At 64.8% G+C, this 18,261-nt stretch carries 16 protein-coding genes and 1 pseudogene; 10 read left to right on the forward strand and 7 right to left on the reverse strand.

Going from position 1 to position 18,261, the window contains the following annotated elements; all coding sequences use genetic code 11:
- Positions 1-50: 50 nt before the first annotated feature.
- The 3 genes and pseudogenes from ACUXVA_RS11830 to mtnK all read right to left on the reverse strand — a co-directional run bounded on the left by ACUXVA_RS11830 (position 51) and on the right by mtnK (position 3,187).
- Entirely contained in the window at positions 51-704 is a 654-nt protein-coding gene (locus ACUXVA_RS11830; RefSeq protein ID WP_445492278.1) for a class II aldolase/adducin family protein, read from the reverse strand.
- A gap of 129 nt (positions 705-833) precedes the next feature.
- Positions 834-1,919 (reverse strand): annotated as a pseudogene (gene mtnA, locus ACUXVA_RS11835) (S-methyl-5-thioribose-1-phosphate isomerase); the annotation flags it as partial.
- Positions 1,916-3,187, reverse strand: coding sequence for an S-methyl-5-thioribose kinase (gene mtnK, locus ACUXVA_RS11840; RefSeq protein ID WP_445492280.1), 1,272 nt, complete (start codon positions 3,185-3,187; stop codon positions 1,916-1,918). The pseudogene mtnA and the gene mtnK, both read right to left, overlap by 4 nt.
- Positions 3,188-3,331: 144 nt before the next feature.
- On the opposite strand from mtnK, the gene ACUXVA_RS11845 reads away from it, so the two are divergent.
- From ACUXVA_RS11845 to ACUXVA_RS11855, 3 genes are read left to right on the forward strand one after another with little or no spacing between them, the layout of a single operon-like run.
- Positions 3,332-4,849, forward strand: coding sequence for a sugar ABC transporter ATP-binding protein (locus tag ACUXVA_RS11845; RefSeq protein ID WP_445492282.1), 1,518 nt, complete (start codon positions 3,332-3,334; stop codon positions 4,847-4,849).
- Positions 4,846-5,910, forward strand: a complete 1,065-nt coding sequence (locus ACUXVA_RS11850; RefSeq protein ID WP_265080136.1) for an ABC transporter permease — start codon at positions 4,846-4,848, stop codon at positions 5,908-5,910. The genes ACUXVA_RS11845 and ACUXVA_RS11850 overlap by 4 nt, the downstream gene beginning before the upstream one ends.
- Positions 5,911-5,960: 50 nt before the next feature.
- A complete protein-coding gene (locus ACUXVA_RS11855) occupies positions 5,961-7,016 on the forward strand; it encodes a substrate-binding domain-containing protein (protein WP_265080135.1) in 1,056 nt (351 codons plus the stop codon).
- Between the two features lie 239 nt (positions 7,017-7,255).
- On the opposite strand, the gene ACUXVA_RS11860 is transcribed toward ACUXVA_RS11855, so the two are convergent.
- A complete protein-coding gene (locus ACUXVA_RS11860) occupies positions 7,256-8,260 on the reverse strand; it encodes a sugar-binding transcriptional regulator (protein WP_445492285.1) in 1,005 nt (334 codons plus the stop codon).
- A 234-nt stretch (positions 8,261-8,494) separates the two neighbouring features.
- On the opposite strand from ACUXVA_RS11860, the gene ACUXVA_RS11865 reads away from it, so the two are divergent.
- From ACUXVA_RS11865 to sseA, 3 genes are all read left to right on the forward strand, one after another.
- A complete protein-coding gene (locus tag ACUXVA_RS11865; protein ID WP_445492287.1) occupies positions 8,495-9,676 on the forward strand; it encodes a vWA domain-containing protein in 1,182 nt (393 codons plus the stop codon).
- Positions 9,673-10,089, forward strand: coding sequence for a rhodanese-like domain-containing protein (locus tag ACUXVA_RS11870; protein ID WP_265080134.1), 417 nt, complete (start codon positions 9,673-9,675; stop codon positions 10,087-10,089). The genes ACUXVA_RS11865 and ACUXVA_RS11870 overlap by 4 nt, the downstream gene beginning before the upstream one ends.
- A 166-nt stretch (positions 10,090-10,255) precedes the next feature.
- Positions 10,256-11,113 carry a 3-mercaptopyruvate sulfurtransferase gene (sseA, locus tag ACUXVA_RS11875; protein ID WP_265080133.1) on the forward strand — a complete coding sequence of 286 codons (858 nt, stop codon included), beginning with the start codon at positions 10,256-10,258 and terminating at the stop codon, positions 11,111-11,113.
- A 15-nt stretch (positions 11,114-11,128) separates the two neighbouring features.
- Here the strand turns inward: sseA and ACUXVA_RS11880 are convergent, their stop codons facing one another.
- Complete coding sequence (locus ACUXVA_RS11880; RefSeq protein WP_445492290.1) at positions 11,129-11,950, reverse strand: hypothetical protein; 822 nt, start codon at positions 11,948-11,950, stop codon at positions 11,129-11,131.
- A 353-nt stretch (positions 11,951-12,303) separates the two neighbouring features.
- Here ACUXVA_RS11880 and ACUXVA_RS11885 point away from each other — a divergent pair, with 353 nt between their 5' ends.
- The gene (locus tag ACUXVA_RS11885) at positions 12,304-13,455 is read left to right on the forward strand and encodes a L,D-transpeptidase family protein (protein WP_445492292.1); all 1,152 of its coding nucleotides are present in this window, start codon (positions 12,304-12,306) and stop codon (positions 13,453-13,455) included.
- Between the two features lie 64 nt (positions 13,456-13,519).
- On the opposite strand, the gene ACUXVA_RS11890 is transcribed toward ACUXVA_RS11885, so the two are convergent.
- A complete protein-coding gene (locus ACUXVA_RS11890) occupies positions 13,520-14,479 on the reverse strand; it encodes a D-2-hydroxyacid dehydrogenase family protein (protein WP_445492294.1) in 960 nt (319 codons plus the stop codon).
- 118 nt (positions 14,480-14,597) lie between these two features.
- Positions 14,598-14,807 (reverse strand): hypothetical protein, encoded by a 210-nt coding sequence (locus ACUXVA_RS11895; RefSeq protein ID WP_445492295.1) that lies wholly within the window; start codon positions 14,805-14,807, stop codon positions 14,598-14,600.
- 230 nt (positions 14,808-15,037) lie between these two features.
- Between ACUXVA_RS11895 and ettA the strand changes: the two genes are divergently transcribed.
- From ettA to ACUXVA_RS11910, 3 genes are all read left to right on the forward strand, one after another.
- Entirely contained in the window at positions 15,038-16,687 is a 1,650-nt protein-coding gene (ettA, locus tag ACUXVA_RS11900) for an energy-dependent translational throttle protein EttA (RefSeq protein ID WP_265080128.1), read from the forward strand.
- A gap of 91 nt (positions 16,688-16,778) precedes the next feature.
- Entirely contained in the window at positions 16,779-17,549 is a 771-nt protein-coding gene (gene tam / locus ACUXVA_RS11905) for a trans-aconitate 2-methyltransferase (protein WP_445492297.1), read from the forward strand.
- A 109-nt stretch (positions 17,550-17,658) separates the two neighbouring features.
- A complete protein-coding gene (locus ACUXVA_RS11910) occupies positions 17,659-18,246 on the forward strand; it encodes a TIGR00645 family protein (protein ID WP_265080126.1) in 588 nt (195 codons plus the stop codon).
- The last annotated feature ends 15 nt before the right edge of the window (positions 18,247-18,261 follow it).

Below are 18,261 nucleotides of genomic sequence, written 5' to 3' on the forward strand. Positions count from 1 at the left end.
GGCCGTCAATCGCAAATTGCGCCGGGGGGCGCGCCTCCGGATCGGGGCGCCTATTCGGCCTTGCCGTAGGACATGGTCTTCATTTGCAGGGCGACGCGCGCCATTTCCTCGTCGCTCAGGACCGGCGGCTCGCCCAGCGTGAGGGCTTGCACATACAGGCGCGACAGCGTTTCGACCTCGACGGCGAGCGCCAGGGCTGAGGCCAGGGACTTGCCAAGCGAGATCTGGCCATGCTGGCCGAGCAGGCAGGCGAGGCGGCCATCAAGCGCCACCAGCGCCGCATCCGAGAGCTCCTGCGTGCCGAACGTCGCATAGGGTGCGCAACGGATCGTCGTGCCGCCGGCAACGGCGATCATGTAGTGGAAGCTCGGAATGGTCCTGTGGTGGCATGCCAGCGTCGTCGCATAGACGGAATGGCAATGCAGCACGCAATCGATATCCGCGCGCGCCGTCAGGATATCACGGTGGAAGCGCCATTCCGACGACGGACGGCGCTTGCCCTCATGGGTGCCGTCGAAGAACATCTGGACCAGATCTTCCTCCTGCATGATGTCGTAGGGCAGCGACGTCGGCGTGATCAGGAAGCCCCGGTCGTTGCGGACCGAGATGTTTCCCGATGTGCCCTGATTGATGCCGGTCTCGTTCATCCGCCGGCAGGTCGCCAGGACTTGCGTGCGCAGGGTGCGGTCGTCTGTGGCGGTCAAGGTCTATGCTCCACCTCCGGATCCTGTGGTCTAGCTCCGGGGCTTGGCGGAAAAGGCGTGCTGTCTGGGGCGAACGCTGCCGTCGGTCTGGGTCATCGGCGTGACCGGATGGTCGACGCTGTCGGCATGTTCCGGAAACAGCGCGATCAGGCTTTCGTGCGAAGGGTTGACCACGCCGCGCTCGGTAATCAGGCCGGTGATCAGTCGCGCGGGTGTGACGTCGAAGGCCGGATTGGCAGCCGGGCTTCCCTCCGGCGAGATGCGCACTCGGGCGATGGATCCGTCGGCGCTGCGGCCCTGCACGAACGTCACCTCGTCGCTCGCCCGTTCCTCGATCGGAATCTCCTTGATCCCGTCGCGCAGGGTCCAGTCGATGGTCGGCGAGGGCAGCGCCACATAGAACGGCACGCCGTTGTCGGACGCCGCGAGTGCCTTCAGATAGGTGCCGATCTTGTTGCACACGTCGCCGTTCGCCGTGGTGCGGTCGGTGCCGACGATCACCATGTCGACCTTGCCGTGCTGCATCAGGTGCCCGCCTGCATTGTCGACGATCAAGGTATGCGGCACGCCGTGTCCGTTGAGCTCCCAGGCCGTCAGCCGAGCGCCCTGGTTGCGCGGGCGCGTTTCATCGACATAGACATGAACCGCAATGCCTTCTTCGGTCGCCATGTAGATCGGCGCGGTCGCGGTGCCGTAGTCGACGGTGGCCAGCCATCCGGCATTGCAATGGGTCAGTATGTTCACCGGCTGTCCCGGCGCCTTGCGCTTCGCGATCTCGCGAATGATCTTCAGGCCGTTGGCGCCGATGGACCGGTTGAGCTGCACATCTTCCTGGGCGATTTCGGCGGCGCGCCGATACGCAGCGTCGGCGCGCTCATCGGGGCGGAGCGGCCGCAGGAAGCCGCGCATCGCGTCGAGCGCCCAACGCAGATTGATGGCTGTCGGCCGCGTTTCGTGGAGAACGTCCCATGTCGCGTCGAGATTCGCGTCGGACGGATCGTCGGCCATGGCGATGGCCATGCCATAGGCGGCGGTGACGCCGATCAGCGGCGCGCCGCGGACCCACATGTCGCGGATCGCGGTTGCGACATCGGTCACCGTGCGCAGCGTGACGGTGCGGAATTCATGGGGCAGCCAGCGCTGATCGATGATCTCGACCGAACGGCCGTCAGCGTCGAGCCAGATCGTTTGGTAGTGGCGCTCTCCGACTTTCACGAAATCGTCTCCCTGTACAGCCGTTCGATGGTGCCGTGGACTGCGGCGAGACCGGGGATGCGCTCGCGGTTGACGGTGAGATGCCGCCCGAGTTTCAAGGCCTTACTTTCGCACACCGCGCGGCGGTCGGGATCGGCGATGGTTTCGAAATCGGCGTTGTGGGCAAGCCCGAGAATACGACGCAGGATCTCGACGCCGGCAAAGCCGAGCATCTCGTGATGGATATCGTCGAGCACGCGCACCAGCGCCTGCTCGGCGCCCAGCACATCGCCGCGCTGCTCGAACAGGCTGGTCTGATAGAGAATGCCGTTGCGTTCGCTCTGCCACAGCCGGGAAAATTCGGCGCAGAATGTGGCCCACACGGCGTCGACCGTACCGAGCAGGTAGGCCCGCATCGAATCGCGCTCGCCGGGCGTCTGCTCATGGCCGGCCTGCGAGAAATAGCTCATCCAGAAATTGGCGAGCAGCATGCCGACGTCGAAGCTGATCGGACCATAGAAGGCAAATTCCGGGTCGATGACACGGGTATCGTCGTCCGACACCATCACCGAGCCGGAATGCAGGTCGCCATGGCACAGCGTCTCCGCCTTGGCGGAAAACAGATGCTTCATGCGCTGCGCCTCGACCTTCAGATCGCGATCGCGGCGCAACTCCTCGACCAGTCCGTCGAGTTGCGGCGCGGTGTGCCGGTTCATCGGCGCTTCGATATAGGGATCGGAGAAGACCAGACTTTCGGTGATGTCGCACAACGCGCCATTGTCCGAAAACAGCGCGACATCCGCTTTCTTGTCCAGGGTCGGCATGCACAGGTCGGATCCCCGGAACAGGGTGCGTGCGGTGAACAGCCCGAGGTCGCGACCGATCCTGGGCAGCCGCCGCCCTTCGATGAGCGCGTGGCGCAGGATGACGTGGGGGCTGAGATACTCCATCACGATCATCGCCTGTTCGGCGTCGAAGAAGTACACCGCCGGCACCATGCCCGGATCGCGCTGCGCCTGGCGGGTCAGCGCATGATATTCGAAGAACGAGCGCTTCAGCGGCAAAGGCCATTGCTCGCCGACAAGACGCACATAGGGAAGCGCCTGCTTGACGATCGCGGTGCCCTTGTCGCCCTTGACGATGAAAACCAGATTGAGATTGCCGTCGCCGATCTCGCTGACTTTCCAGCCGTTGCTGTCATCGCCGATCCGCTCGCGCAAGGCGGTATTGCCGCCGAGCCGCGCTGGTAACGTCTCTACGCTGAGCGCCTCGAACACCCGGGCATCCATGAGCTCTCCTCCACATGCGCTTCGTGCAGCTTCGTGCGCCGCATCGTCATCCCTGGCGCCAGCTAAAGTGCCTCGCTGGCAATTGTCAATGCTATTGACATTTGACGGGGTGGCCGCCTACCTTTTGGGGTCAGGGAGGAAGCAATGAGCGAACAGGCAATGTTTCGCATCGCAGACGTGTGCAAATCATATGGACCGATCCCTGTGCTGAAGGGCGTCGATATCGATCTGCGCGCCGGTGCTGTGACCGTGCTGATGGGCGCCAACGGCGCCGGTAAATCGACACTGGTGCGCATCCTCAGCGGCGTGAACAAGTGCGATGCGGGCACGATCACCCTCGACGGCCGCGCCTTCAACCCGGCGTCTCCGGCGGAGGCTATCCGCGCCGGCGTGGTGACCGTTCATCAGAGCATCAACGACGGTGTAGTCGCGGACCTCGACGTCGCGACCAACCTCACCCTCGATCGCCTGAACGGCCGCGGCGCGCGCCTGTTTTTCAATCCGGCTCGCGTGCGGCGCGAGGCTGCGGCGGTTGCTGCACGGATGGGCCTCGCCCTCGATCTGTCCGCCCGTGTCAGCGATCTGACGCTGGCCGACCGCCAGATGGTCGCCATCGCCCGGGCCATGGCGCATGAGCCGCAAGTCCTGATCCTCGATGAGCCGACCTCGTCGCTGTCGAGCAGCGAGGCCGATCGCCTGTTCGATCTCGTCGACCGTCTGCGCGCGCGCGGGGTCGCGGTGCTCTACATCACGCATCGCATGTCGGACATCCGGCGGCTTGCCGACAGCATCGTCGTGCTGCGCGACGGTCGAATTACCGGCCGCTTCGAGGGGCCGGAGCTGGAGTATGAGGCCGCGGTCAATGCAATGCTCGGACAGAAGGTCGTGGCGGGCACGGTGTCCGTTCAACAAGGCGGCACGCCGGTGTTCGCGGCGCGCGGGCTGCAGCTTCGGCAGGGATCGCGTCCTTTCGATTTCCATCTGGGCGACGGCGAGATCGTCGCCGTGACGGGCCTGGTCGGCGTCGGCAAGACCGAGCTTGCGGAAACGCTGTTCGGCGTCGGCCGTCCCGTGGGGGGCAGCATGGCGCTCGATGGCGCCGACTATCGTCCGTCGAACACCCGTCAGGCGATCGCGCGCGGTGTTTTTCTCGTTGCGAAGGACCGCGCCGATAACGGCGTCATTCCCGACTTCAACATCGCCGAGAATATCAGTGCACCCTTCCTCCCGCGCCTCTCGAACTTCGGCGTCGTCGGGCGTGGCCGTGAGCTTCTCAAGGCGCGCGGCCAGATCAAGTCGCTGGGGATCGTCTGCCGCAGCGAAGGCGATGACATGCAGACGCTGTCCGGCGGCAACCAGCAGAAGGTCATGATCGGGCGCTGGCTGTTGGAGCCATCGCGGGTTCTCATCCTCGACGAACCGTTCCAGGGCGTGGACATCGCCGCGCGGCGCGATATCGGCGTTCAGTTGCGTGCTTCGGCCCGTGGCCGCGCCACCATCGTGTTCCTGACCGAACTCGACGAGGTCTTCGAGATCGCCGACCGCATTCTTGTGATGTCGGAGCACAGCATCGTCGGCGAGCACAGCAATGCCGCCGTGGATATCGACCGGCTTCTTGCGCAGATCGCCGGTCAGCATAGTCAGAAAGTGTCAGCGGCATGAGCAGCGAAGACAGCAAAATCGCCTCACCGGCGGTGGCCCGGCTGGGGGCGCCGACCGGCATCGCGACCACCCTGCGCGAGCTCGCCATCAAGTATGGATTTCTCACGCTGCTGGTCGGACTCGTCGTCTATTTTTCGGTGGTCACCACCGGCTTCTCCTCGCCGCAGAGCGCCGTCTTCATCTTCCAGTCGGTGTCCATCACCGGAATTCTTGCCCTTGGCGTCACCGCCACCCTTGTGGTCGGCGGCTTCGATCTGTCAATCGGTTCGGTGGCGACCAGCGCGATGATGGCGTCGTCCTACGTGATGGTCGTCATGGGCGGCGACGCGCTGACCGCGACGCTCGTCTGCCTTGCCATCGGCGTGCTCGTCGGCTTGGCCAACGGGATCATGATTGTCTACATGCGGGTGCCGGATCTTCTGGCGACGCTGGGCATGATGTTCCTGCTGCTCGGCCTGCAGCGAATCCCGACCGAAGGCCGCTCCATCGCCACGGGCATGACCTTGCCCGACGGCTCGGCCGCGACCGGCGTGTTCAGCCCGGCCTTCCTGGCCCTCGGCCGTCATCGGTTCGATTTCATCCTGCCGAACCTGGTGCCCGTGTCGGTCGTCGTCCTGATCGTGCTGGCCGTGCTGATCTGGTTCTTTCTGGAATACACCCGGTTCGGGCGCATGATGTATGCGGTCGGCTCGAACGAGCGGGCGGCGGGGCTCGCCGGGGCACCGGTCAATGCCTACAAGATATTTGCCTATGTGATCTCCGGCGTCTTCGCATCCATCGGCGGAATCCTGCTCGCCGCCCGTCTCGGCCGCGGTGACATCGCATCCGGCAACAATCTGCTGCTCGATGCCGTTGCCGCCGCGCTGATCGGTTTCGCCGTTCTGGGCGTCGCCAAGCCGAACGCCTTCGGCACGGCTGTGGGCGCGCTGTTCGTCGGCATCCTGCTGCAGGGCCTGACGATGATGAACGCGCCTTACTACACTCAGGATTTCGTCAAGGGAGCCGTCCTTGTCGTTGCCCTGATCTTCACTTTCTCGCTGTCGAAAAGAAGCCGACGCTGACGGAGGGCTCCCGTCGCATCTCATAAAAAACAACCCTGGAGGAGACTGACATGACCGTGACCCGCAGAACATTTGGTTTGCTGACCCTTGGCCTTTCCGGAGTGCTCGGCTTCGGCGCCGGCGCCGCCGATATGCCGAAGCCGTTCGACCAGCCGAAGAATGTCAAGATTGCGCTGGTTCGCTATCTGTCGACCGGCGATTTCTTCCAGTCCTATCTGGCCGGCGTTCAGGCCCAGGCGAATGCGCTCGGCATTCAGCTCCGGGTGCTCGACAGCCGGCAGGACGCTGCGCTGCAGGCGGACATGGTCGATCAGGCCATCGCGCTCGGCGTGCAGGGCATCATCATCCAGCACGGCCTCACGGAGTCGATGAAGGAAGCCGCGCGCCGAGCCGTCGCAGCCGGCATCAAGGTCGTCGCATTCGACGTCAACGTCGAGAACGACAAGATCCCGCAGATCGAGCAGTCGGACCGCGACCTTGCCCGCCTTGCGCTGGAGCAGGCCATCAAGGACAACGGCGAGAGCTTCAAGGCGGGTTACGTCTACGTGGCCGGCATCGCGCCGCTCGACCGCCGCGACGAGACCTGGAAGGCATTCAAGAAGAAGTATCCGGGCATCAAGGAGCTCGCGCAGTTCGGCACCATGGACAATCCGATCGCCAATTCCGTCGCCAACCAGGCACGCTCGGTGATCTCGGCCAATCCCGGCATCACGGTGATGTTTGCGCCTTACGACGAATTCGCCAAGGGCGTGAAGATTGCCGTCGACGAGTCCGGACTGTCGTCGAGCGTGAAGATCTACTCAGCGGATATCTCGACGTCCGATATCGCTGCCATGCGCGAGCCGAAATCGGCCTGGGTTGCGACCGCCGCCACCAATCCGGCCGTCGTCGGCCAGGTCTCGGTGAGGGCGCTCGCCATGTTGCTGGCCGGCCAGGATCCCGGCCACAACGTGGTCGTCCCGCCGACCTTGATCACCCAGAAGGACCTGATCGGTCAGGACATCAAGAACATGGAAGAGCTCGGCGCAAAGCTGCCGCAGTTTGCCCATGCGGAGGTGGCGATGCCGGCGTGGATGCCGAAAGTAAAAGCGGGGCAGTCCAAGTAATAGATTGGACGCAGCTCTCTCTTCCCCTCTCCCCAGCAAAGCGAAGCTTTGCGCCGTGGGAGAGGGTGCCTGAGCGCAGCGAAGGCGGGAGAGGGCTCTTTTTCTCGCTTGTTGCAGCCACTCCCTCTCCCGTCTCGAACGCGCTGCGCGCGTTCGATCCACCCTCTCCCGCCTGCGGCTGCGCTGCGCTTGGGGGAGAGGGGAAGAAAAGTGCCGTGACGAGGAAAGTCGGCAGGGCCCTACCGCGCGGTGCGTGCCGGATCTGTCCGCTTGGTCGCGGAAGCAGGGCTTAGACCGCGCTGCTTCCAGCGTTCCAAGATGCGCCGGGCCATCGACGAGGTGATGATGAGGTGAGAGGCGAATCCGCCTTTCAGCGCCGCCGCAAGCGGTTCGAACTTGCTGTCCTCCTGAACCACCAGCATGCGCTTGCGGATGCCGCGGATCGAGTCGTGATCGGCGGCGATGCAGCGCCGGTTGTAGGCGCAGTCCATCCAGTTGCCGTCGGCATCGATGAGCTGGCCGGCGATGACACCGGCGGCGCCGGCCTCGCCCAAAGCATGCATCTCCTCGGCGGAGAGCGCGCCGCACTTGACGAGATGGCTGTCCTTCTCGATGCCGCCCACCGAATACAGCGCCAACTCGCAGTCGGAAATGGCTGCCAGTTGCTCCCTGATCACCGGTTCGGCGCGCAGTTCGTCCGCCAGCCGTTCTGACGACAGGACCAGCGGAGCATAGAGGTTCATGCCGGCGGCGTTGAGCCGCCGCGCGATCTCGGTGGTGCACTGGTCCGGACGGTAGGAGTAGGGCGCGCCGAGATTGCCGCACAGCCGCACCACCGTCACGCCCTGCAAATCGGCGAAGGGCATCACGTCGGCGATGCGATAGACCGTGCGCCCCCAGGCGACACCGATCCTGTCGCCCTTGTTGGCCAGTCCGAGAAAAACCGAGGCGGCCACAGCGGGCATTTCCGCGGCTGCTTCGATCCCTTGCCTGTTGTCGGGGACGATCCAGACGGCGGTGAGACCGGTGGCGTCCTCAAGCTCCCGCGCCAGCACGTCGTCCGAAAAAAGCTCCGTGGACGTGGTAATGGTGACGATGCCCATCTCGCGGGCCCGGCGCAGATACATCGCGATCGACGCGCGGGAAATGTGCAGTTTTTTCGCGACTTCGTCCTGGCGCAGGCCATGCACGTAGTAGAGCCACGCGGCCTTGTGAATGATCTGGTCATTGGGGCGGATGGGCATCGGCTGGCTGAAATCCACGGTCTTAAAGTGCAATGTTCTGACGTTATTCACTGACGTTGACAAAAGTCAACGTTGCGCTGCCACGCGATGAGGAAAGAAGACAGTGACAGCGCGGTGTTCGCGCGATGCCAATCGCCGGCTCGCCGCGCGGCAGCGCGTCACAACTGCGCGGGGTCATCGTCATCGGCTGATCAAGCCCTTGACGGAGCAGCGTGGTCGGGCAATCTGCGCGTCATGTTCCTGCAATTCTTCACATCGCTGCGCGATGCACAGATCCCGGTCACGCTGCGCGAATATCTGACGCTGATGGAGGCGCTCGACGCCAACCTCGCCGAGCAGTCGATCGATCAGTTCTATTACCTGTCGCGCACTGCGCTGGTGAAGGATGAGCGCAACCTCGACAAGTTCGACCGCGTGTTCGGCACCGTGTTCAAGGGGCTGGAAAGCCTGCTCGAGGGCATGGAGAAGGCCGAGATTCCCGCCGAATGGCTGAAGAAGCTGGCGGAAAAGTACCTCAGCGAGGAAGAGAAGAAACAGATCGAGGCGATGGGCTGGGACAAGCTCATGGAAACCCTGCGCGAGCGCCTCAAGGAACAGAAGGGCCGGCACCAGGGCGGCAACAAGTGGATCGGCACCGCCGGCACCTCGCCGTTCGGTGCCGAGGGCTACAATCCCGAAGGCATCCGCATCGGCCAGGAAAAGAGCCGCCACCGGCGCGCGGTCAAGGTCTGGGACAAGCGCGAGTTCAAGGACCTCGACGGCAATGTCGAGCTCGGCATCCGCAACATCAAGGTGGCGCTGCGGCGTCTGCGAAAGTTCGCCCGCACCGGCGCGCCCGACGAACTCGATCTCGACACCACCATCAAGGAAACCGCCAACCACGGCTATCTCGACGTGCACATGCGGCCGGAGCGGCGCAATGCGGTGAAGGTGCTGGTGTTCTTCGACATCGGCGGCTCGATGGATTCCCATGTCGAGCAGGTCGAGGAACTGTTCTCGGCGGCGAAGAGCGAATTCAAGCACATGGAATATTTCTACTTCCACAACTGCCTCTACGAGGGTGTGTGGAAGCAGAACAAGCGGCGTTTCACCGACCGCACCAAGACCTGGGACGTGCTGCACAAATATCCGCACGACTATAAAGTGGTGTTCGTCGGCGATGCCTCGATGTCGCCTTACGAGATCATGGTGCCCGGCGGTTCGGTCGAGCATGTCAACGAGGAGGCTGGCTCGGTCTGGCTGGAGCGCGTGACGCAGACCTATCCCAATGCGGTCTGGCTCAATCCGGTGGCCAAGAAGCACTGGGACTATTCGGAATCCACCACGCTCATCCGCCGGCTGTTTTCCGAGCGCATGTATCCGCTGACCATCGAGGGGCTGGAAGGCGCAATGAAGGAACTGGTGCGAAAAGCATGACACAGACCATCACCCGCGGCATCAAGGCGATGCTCGACGAGGCCAATGCACAGATCGAGACGCTGAGCGCCGAAGAGGCGATCAAGGTTGCGCGAGGCGAAGACGTGATCTTGGTCGACATCCGCGATCCCCGCGAGATCGAGCGCGACGGCCGGATTCCCGGCGCATTCTCCTGCACCCGCGGCATGCTGGAATTCTGGATCGATCCGGAAAGCCCCTATGCCAAGCCGGTGTTCCAGGAGAGCAAGAAGTTTATCTTCCACTGTGCCGGCGGGTTGCGTTCCGCGCTCGCGGCGAAGACCGCCGCGGACATGGGGCTGACGCCGGTGGCCCATATCGCCGGCGGCCTTGCCGCCTGGCGCGATGCCGGCGGCGCTGTGGAGAAGGTCGAACCGCGAAAGGCGAAGGATTGAGCTGACCGCCGTCGTCCTTCGAGGCCTTCGCTGCGCTCGGCACCTCAGGATGAGGCTTCGCTGAGCCGTCATCCTGAGGCGCTCGCCGCCTTCGGCGAGCCTCGAAGGGCGACGGCGGGCTCCAGCGACAACTTCCGTCGAAGCAATAATCAAGGACAACTTCACCATGACCACCACCGCCGACCCTCTCGTCTCGACCGACTGGCTCGCCGCCCACCTCAATGATCCCACCGTCAAGGTGCTCGACGCCACATTCAAACTGCCGGGCGTGCTGCCGCTGCCGCGTGACGACTATCGCGCTGCGCACATCCCTGGTGCGGCCTTCTTCGACGTCGATGTCATCAGCGATCATGGCGTCGGCCTGCCGCACATGTTTCCCAGCGAGGGCCACTTTTCGGAAGGCGTCGGTGCGCTCGGCGTCTCCAATGCCGACACGGTCGTCGTCTACGATGCCGGCGGCTGGGTGGCTGGCCCGCGGGCGTGGTGGATGTTCCTTGCCTTCGGTCATCGCGATGTCCGCGTGCTCGACGGTGGCCTGCAGAAATGGCGCGCCGAAGGCCGCCCGGTGGAGAGCGGCGACGGGGCGCCGGACTTCACCGCCTATTCCGCGGCGCTCGATCCGGGCTTCCTGCGCAGTCGCCAGCAACTGGTTCACAATCTCGACAGCCGCGCCGAACAGGTGATCGACGCGCGGCCAAAGGCGCGGTTCGAAGGCAGCGTGCCCGAGCCGCGGCCCGGCCTGCGCGCCGGACATATTCCGGGCAGCCGCAGCGTGCCCTATGCGGGTCTGTTCGATGCCGCGACCGGCACGATGAAGCCGCTCGACGAGTTGCGCGCGATCTTCACCGGCGCCGGCGTGGATCTCGCCAGGCCGATCGTCACCAGTTGCGGCTCCGGCGTGTCGGCGCTGGTGCTGACGCTGGCCCTGTATCGGCTCGGCGTGCGCGGCACGGCGCTCTATGACGGCTCCTGGGCCGAATGGGGCATGGCGGCCGGACCGCCGGTCGCCACCGGCCCGGCCTAAGCGCCCTGCGGGCGATCAGCGCTGCAGTGGGGTCGCGAACGGGTTGGCCTGCTGTGCCGCAGCCCGGGCGTCGCGCGCCGCACGCGCCTCGCGGGCAGCCTGGGCCCGTTGCGCTTCGCGCGCCGCTTCACGCCGCCGCTGGATGGTTCGCTTGCGCTCGGCCTTTGTCGCGGTGGCGGTCGCAACCGGTGGCCTCGCCACGGGTAGCTTGACGGCCGGCTGGGGCTCAACGGACACCGGCGGCCCGCCAAGCGTGGCTATCCTGGTCGAGATGTTGTCGGCATCGGCCACCGCCGGCTCGGCTGCGCCGACTGGCGCGTCGACGGCGGGCGCCGGTGTCGGTTCGATTTGTTGGACAGCGGCAACGGGTACGGCCACGGCGGCCGGCGGTTCGGCGCCGGATGGCTGCACCGCAGCTATGGCCACCGGGGCTTCGGGGGCCGGTACGTCGGGTTTGGCGATCTCGACCGCTGGCGGCCCGGCTTCGTTCGCGGCAACTGGCGCCGGTTCGGCGGTCATCGGCACCGCCGGCTTTTCGGGCTCGGCCGCCTTGTCGGAGTCGGTCAGGGTGGCGACGTCCGGAGCGATCTCGACGGGTGCAGGGGGCAACGCCGGCGATACGTCTGCCGGGGCAGGCGCATCGAGGCGCAGCATCGCCAGCCGTGGCGGCGCCTCAGCCGGCTGGCTGAAGATGATTTCCGGAGGCGTCCGACGGATTGGCAGGCTGGCGACTTCCTCGCGTGCGGAGCGCAGCAGGGCGGTTGCGCCGAAGCCGAACACCAGAAGCGAAAACAACAGCACGGCGGCCGCGAACAGAAAGCGTATACCCGGAAGCATGGATCGGTGTTCCGCCTGCGCAGTCGGCGAAGGCTGTTGGGACTGTCGGGGACGCGGTGGGGCACTCGGGTCCGGCCGTCTCGCTTGAGCGAACACGGCTCAACCCATCACGAATCAGTGCATTCAGGATATCGCAACACCCGGCAACCGTTTGTTAAAAAATGGGCGCCACAACGAGATGCATATTTTCGGGCAATCGGTCGTGCAATGAGGCGTCCCGGCAACGTTCGCCGGGGAATTTCGCGAATATGGCCGGATTTTGCAGGATTTTGCAGCTTTTGTCTTGAATGCGCCGTACTCCTACGCGATCTGACTTTAACGATCCGGTGTCGGCTTCCGACTATGCAAGGGCGATGATGATCAAGCCTGTTCTGACGATTTTCGCGACCGTGGCCCTCAGCGCCGCGACCTCCTCGCTTGCCATGGCGCAGGTCTATCCCGCCGCGCCGACCGGATATTCGAATGCGCCGTCGGCCTATCCGCCCCGTGCGATGCCGGATTTCGACGCGCTGGACGACGATGAAGGGGCTCCGAACGGCCGTTCGATGACGGCGCTGCCGACGCCCGGCCCCGTGATGTCGCCCGATGATCCGCGCTACGGCCGACCGGCCGGCGCTCCCGTTTATTCCGATCGCGCCGCTCCGCAGGGACCGGTGATGTCTCCCGACGATCCGCGCTATGGCCGTCCGATGGGCCCGCCGGCGGTGATCTATTCGGATCGTCCGGCCGGCGCGCCGCAGACCTATTCCGATCGCGGTCCCGACGACGGTCGCGGCATGCGTCCGCCGGAAGTCGTTGGCTCGCAGGGCGCTCCGGTGGCCGGTGCCGGTCAGCCGCAGCCGATGGGTGCGGATGGCAAGCCCATGGTACTTTCGGCGCTCCCCGCCGACGAGCAGCCGGAAGACGGCCCGGCGCAGCCGGCGCCGAACCTGCGCCGCCAGGAAGTCAGCTTCGTCACCAAGGAGCCCGCCGGCACCATCGTCGTCGATACGCCCAACACCTACCTCTATTACGTGCTCGGCAATAACCGCGCGATCCGCTACGGCGTTCGCGTCGGCCGCGACGGCTTCACCTGGACCGGCATGCAGAAGATCACCCGCAAGGCCGAGTGGCCGGACTGGCATCCGCCGACCGAGATGATCGAGCGCCAGCCTTATCTGCCGCGCTTCATGGCCGGCGGTCCCGGCAATCCGCTGGGTGCACGCGCCATGTATCTCGGCTCGACCGTGTACCGCATCCACGGCACCAACCAGCCCTCGACCATCGGCAAGTTCGTCTCCTCGGGCTGCATCGGCATGCTCAACGACGACGTCTCGGATCTGTTCGAGCGCGCCAAGGTCGGCACCCGCGTGGTCGTGCTGCCGGGTGGCAACAAGGCGCCGGCGCCCACGACCACTGCTTCGGCGCAGCCGATTCCGGGTCCGAACGCCGCCCCGATGGCCCCGCTGCCCGGTGCGCAGCCCACTACGGTGCAGCCGCTGCCCGCGCCGGTGACGATCCGCTAGGCTCTTCCATCTGAGAGAAAGGCGCCGCGTGCAACACGCGGCGCCTTTTTTATTTTGGTGCTTCCTACCCCAGCCGCTTGAGCGGCTCGCCCTTCAGCCAGCCCTCGATGCACGCGATCATCTCGCTGTAGATCCGCCGGTAGTTTTCCGCGGTGACGTAGCCGAGATGCGGTGTCAGCACGACGTTGTCGAGTTTGCGCAGCGGGCTGTCCTGCGGCAGCGGCTCCTGGGAATAGGTGTCGAGCGCCGCGCCGGCGATCTTCTTCGCCTGCAGCGTCTCCAGCAGTGCCGCCTCGTCGACGATCGGGCCGCGCGCGGTGTTGATCAGGTAGGCCGTCGGTTTCATCCGGCCGAGATCCTCGCGCGACACCAGCCCGCGCGAGCGGTCGCTGAGCACGACATGGATGGTGATGATGTCTGCGGTCGCGAAAAGTTCTTCCTTGGTCGCGTAGGTGACGCCGGCCTTTTCGCAGGCTTCCGGAGTCAGGTTGGTGCTCCAGGCGATGGTCTTCATGCCCATGGCGCGGGCGATGGCGGCGACGTGGCTGCCGAGCTTACCGAGGCCGATGACGCCCAGCGTCTTGCCCTCGATGTCCTCGCCGACTGTCACCTGCCAGGGCTCGCCGGCCTTCATGCGGGCGTTCTCGAAGCCGATCTTTCGCGTCAGTTCCAGCATCAGTCCGATGGTCAGTCCGGCCGTCGGATTGCCGACCATGGCCGTGCCGCAGACCACCACGTCGTGGGCCTTGGCTGCCTCCATGTCGATGGCCGCATTGCGCATGCCCGAAGTGATCAGCAGCTTCAGCTTCGGCAGCGCCTCGAACGAGGCGCGCGGAAACGGCGTGCGCTCGCGCATGGCGCAGACGATCTCGAAATCCTTCAGCGCGTCGGCTGCCGCGACCGCGGAAGCGAACGGCGTGTCGAACACCGTGACGTCGATCCGATCGGCCAGCGGGCGCCAATCGGCCAGTTGCAGGGCTACGTTCTGGTAGTCGTCGAGAATTGCACAGCGCAGCCGCGTCATGGGAGCGTCCATCCGGTGGGGTGAGGGGCGGCGCGACGGCGCCGTCTAGGATGGACGATGGTGGCGCGCCCGACGCCGCCGCGCAAGCGGGCGAGCTATGCAGGGCGGGCGTGGCGCTTCAATGCGAGCGGGAGGCGCGGTTCTCGGCGCTGTTTTTGGCGCGGCAGGCCGGGCCGGGGCCGCGCATATAATGCAGTTCGGGCCGGTAGGGATCGAAGGCGGCGACGAAGAATTGCCGCCAGAACATGCGAATTTCCTGGATCAGGCCGGTCTGTCGCTGCTGGTCCTCGGCGGGCCGGGACGATGATGGTGCCGCAAGTGTTGCCATGACGGGATCCGCCGAATCTGTCCGCGACTTCGGTCGCGCCACGGCGATGTCGAGCCGCCCTCCAAATACGCTGGGCGGAAGTCGTTAAAATGCGGTTCAAATGGTCTCGAACCCCGGTTTTGCCGGCCATAGCGTTACCGAATGATGAACCCCCCGGTTGCCCTTTGGGGGCCACATCGCTACATCAGCGGCAACCAATTCCCACGCATTCGACGGCTTCAAGGATCACGATGGCTCGCCAGTTCGTCTACTTCATGCAGGGCCTGACCAAGGCCTATCCGACCCGCAAGGTGCTGGATAACGTCCATCTGTCATTCTACCCGGACGCCAAGATCGGCGTCCTCGGCGTCAACGGCGCCGGTAAATCGACACTCCTGAAGATCATGGCCGGCCTCGACAAGGAATATACCGGCGAGGCCTGGGTCGCCCAGGGCGCCCGCGTCGGCTACCTTGAGCAGGAGCCGCAGCTCGATGCCGCGCTGACGGTGCGCGAGAACGTCATGCTCGGCGTTGCCAAGCAGAAGGCGATCCTCGATCGCTACAACGAGCTGGCGATGAACTACTCGGAAGAGACCGCCGACGAGATGACCAAGCTGCAGGACGAGATCGAGGCCCAGGGCCTGTGGGATCTCGACAGCAAGGTCGACCAGGCGATGGACGCGCTGCGCTGCCCGCCCGACGATGCCGACGTCACCAAGCTGTCGGGCGGCGAGCGCCGCCGCGTCGCGCTGTGCAAGCTGCTGCTCGATGCGCCTGAACTGCTGCTGCTCGACGAACCGACCAACCATCTCGACGCCGAATCCGTGTCATGGCTGGAAGGCCATCTGCGCGCCTATCCGGGCGCCATCCTGATCGTCACCCATGACCGCTACTTCCTCGACAACGTGACGTCGTGGATCCTCGAGCTCGACCGCGGCAAGGGCATTCCCTACGAGGGCAACTACTCGTCGTGGCTGGTGCAGAAGCAGAAGCGTCTGGCCCAGGAAGGCCGCGAGGACGCTGCCCACCAGAAAACGCTGGAACGCGAGCAGGAATGGATCTCGTCGTCGCCCAAGGCCCGTCAGGCGAAGTCCAAGGCGCGCTATCAGCGCTATGAGGACCTGCTCAAGAAGGCCAGCGAGAAACAGACCCAGTCCGCGCAGATTACCATTCCTGTCGCCGAACGTCTCGGCGACAACGTGGTGGATTTCGAAGGTCTCAGCAAAAGCTTCGGCGATCGCCTGCTGATCGACAACCTGACCTTCAAGCTGCCGCCTGGCGGCATCGTCGGCGTCATCGGTGCCAACGGCGCCGGCAAGACGACTTTGTTCAAGATGATCACCGGCCAGGAGAAGCCCGACGCCGGCACCATTACCGTCGGCGAGACCGTGCATCTCGGCTATGTCGACCAGTCCCGCGACTCGCTCGACGGCAAGAAGACCGTGTGGGAAGAGATCTCCGGCAACAACGAGTTGATCCTGCTCGGCAAGCGCGAAGTGAACTCGCGCGGCTACTGCTCTTCGTTCAACTTCAAGGGCGGCGACCAGCAGAAGAAGGTCGGCGCGCTGTCCGGCGGTGAGCGCAACCGCGTGCATCTCGCCAAGATGCTGAAGTCCGGCGCCAACGTGCTGCTGCTCGACGAACCGACCAACGATCTCGACGTCGACACCCTGCGCGCACTGGAAGAGGCGCTGGAAGATTTTGCCGGCTGCGCCGTGATCATCAGCCATGACCGCTGGTTCCTGGATCGTATCGCGACCCATATCCTGGCGTTCGAGGGCGACAGCCATGTCGAATGGTTCGAGGGCAACTTCCAGGACTACGAGAAGGACAAGATGCGCCGCCTCGGCCACGACTCCATCGTGCCGCACCGCATGAAGTACAAGAAGCTGACGCGGTAGCCCGTTGGGCAGGGTGTCATGAAACCCGGGTTTGCAATCGTCGTACTTTCATAGAGAGAGTTGCCGGATTGCAACCGGCGCGGAGTGCTCCATGGCCGACTGGAATGCGCAGCAGTATCTGAAATTCGAGGACGAGCGCACACGCCCGGCGCGCGACCTGCTGGCGCAGGTGCCCCTGCAGGACGCACGCAAGGTGGTGGACATCGGCTGCGGTCCGGGCAATTCCACGGCATTGCTGGTCGATCGCTGGCCACAGGCGGTGGTGACCGGCGTCGACACCTCTGCCGACATGCTGCGCCAGGCCCGCGAGCGGCTACCCGGCCATACCTTCATCGAGGCCAATATCGCGCATTGGGCGCCGCCGGCCGGGACCGACGTGCTGTTCGCCAATGCGGTGTTCCAGTGGGTGCCGGACCACATCAAGCAGTTGAAGCGGCTGGTCGGCGGGCTGCCACCGGGCGGCGTGCTGGCGGTGCAGATGCCCGACACTCTCGGGGAGCCCTCGCACATCCTGATGCGCGAGGTCGCGTATATGGAGCCGTGGCGCAAGCGGCTGTCGAAGGCCGCGGAATTGCGCGACGCGCTGCCGAAACCGGGCGCCTATTACGATGCGCTGCGGCCGCTTTGCGCACGCGTCGAGATCTGGCACACCATTTACAATCACGTGCTCGACGATGCCGCGTCGGTGGTGGAATGGGTCAAGGGCACCGGCCTGCGGCCGTTCGTCGATCCGCTGGAGCCGGCCGAGCGCAAGGGCTATCTTGCCGAATACACCGCCCGCATCGCGGCGAGCTACCTGCCGCAGGCCGACGGCAAGGTGTTGCTGCGGTTTCCGCGAATCTTCATTGTTGCGGTGAAGTAGCCCGATGCGGCCAGTTGCCGCGCCATGCGACATCATGGTGTCCTTGGCACGCCGATATAAGATTGCCTTGTAATCGCGCCGCGATTCCCGATTCTGCGAGACTTGACCGATGTCCATGACCCCCGAAACGCCGCTGCCGCCGAAAAGCTTTCCGCTGCGCCCGATCCCGATGCTGATCTTCGGCTCACGCTGGCTGCAGCTGCCGCTCTATATCGGCCTGATCGTCGCGCAGGGTGTCTATGTGGTGCTGTTCCTCAAGGAGCTCTGGCACCTGTTCAACCATGCCTTCGATTTCACCGAACAGCAGATCATGCTGGCGGTGCTCGGCCTGATCGACGTGGTGATGATCTCCAACCTGCTGGTGATGGTGATCGTCGGCGGTTACGAGACGTTTGTCTCGCGGCTCAACCTGCAGGGCCACCCCGACGAGCCGGAATGGCTCAGCCACGTCAATGCCAGCGTACTCAAGATCAAGCTGGCGATGGCCATCATCGGCATCTCCTCGATCCACCTGCTGCGCACCTTCATCGAGGCCGGCGCGCTGGGGTCCGCGCGGGCCAGCAACTACACCGAGACCGGCGTGATGTGGCAGACCATCATCCACACCGTTTTCATTCTCTCGGCGATCGGCATCGCCTACGTCGACAAGCTATCGAACGACGCCATCGAGGCGGCGAAACTGCCGGGCGGACACTGATCGAGGTCGGCGCCC

This window comes from Rhodopseudomonas sp. RCAM05734, from assembly GCF_052658035.1.

Excerpts from the sequence above, each read along its gene's own strand:
- ACUXVA_RS11850 (WP_265080136.1), top strand. The coding sequence starts at position 4,846 with ATGAGCAGCGAAGACAGCAAAATCGCCTCACCGGCGGTGGCCCGGCTG.
- ACUXVA_RS11885 (WP_445492292.1), top strand. The coding sequence starts at position 12,304 with ATGATGATCAAGCCTGTTCTGACGATTTTCGCGACCGTGGCCCTCAGC.
- ACUXVA_RS11845 (WP_445492282.1), top strand. The coding sequence starts at position 3,332 with ATGAGCGAACAGGCAATGTTTCGCATCGCAGACGTGTGCAAATCATAT.
- ACUXVA_RS11870 (WP_265080134.1), top strand. The coding sequence starts at position 9,673 with ATGACACAGACCATCACCCGCGGCATCAAGGCGATGCTCGACGAGGCC.
- ACUXVA_RS11860 (WP_445492285.1), bottom strand. The coding sequence starts at position 8,260 with ATGCCCATCCGCCCCAATGACCAGATCATTCACAAGGCCGCGTGGCTC.
- sseA (WP_265080133.1), top strand. The coding sequence starts at position 10,256 with ATGACCACCACCGCCGACCCTCTCGTCTCGACCGACTGGCTCGCCGCC.
- ettA (WP_265080128.1), top strand. The coding sequence starts at position 15,038 with ATGGCTCGCCAGTTCGTCTACTTCATGCAGGGCCTGACCAAGGCCTAT.
- ACUXVA_RS11880 (WP_445492290.1), bottom strand. The coding sequence starts at position 11,950 with ATGCTTCCGGGTATACGCTTTCTGTTCGCGGCCGCCGTGCTGTTGTTT.
- ACUXVA_RS11895 (WP_445492295.1), bottom strand. The coding sequence starts at position 14,807 with ATGGCAACACTTGCGGCACCATCATCGTCCCGGCCCGCCGAGGACCAG.
- ACUXVA_RS11890 (WP_445492294.1), bottom strand. The coding sequence starts at position 14,479 with ATGACGCGGCTGCGCTGTGCAATTCTCGACGACTACCAGAACGTAGCC.
- ACUXVA_RS11855 (WP_265080135.1), top strand. The coding sequence starts at position 5,961 with ATGACCGTGACCCGCAGAACATTTGGTTTGCTGACCCTTGGCCTTTCC.
- mtnK (WP_445492280.1), bottom strand. The coding sequence starts at position 3,187 with ATGGATGCCCGGGTGTTCGAGGCGCTCAGCGTAGAGACGTTACCAGCG.
- ACUXVA_RS11865 (WP_445492287.1), top strand. The coding sequence starts at position 8,495 with ATGTTCCTGCAATTCTTCACATCGCTGCGCGATGCACAGATCCCGGTC.
- tam (WP_445492297.1), top strand. The coding sequence starts at position 16,779 with ATGGCCGACTGGAATGCGCAGCAGTATCTGAAATTCGAGGACGAGCGC.
- ACUXVA_RS11910 (WP_265080126.1), top strand. The coding sequence starts at position 17,659 with ATGTCCATGACCCCCGAAACGCCGCTGCCGCCGAAAAGCTTTCCGCTG.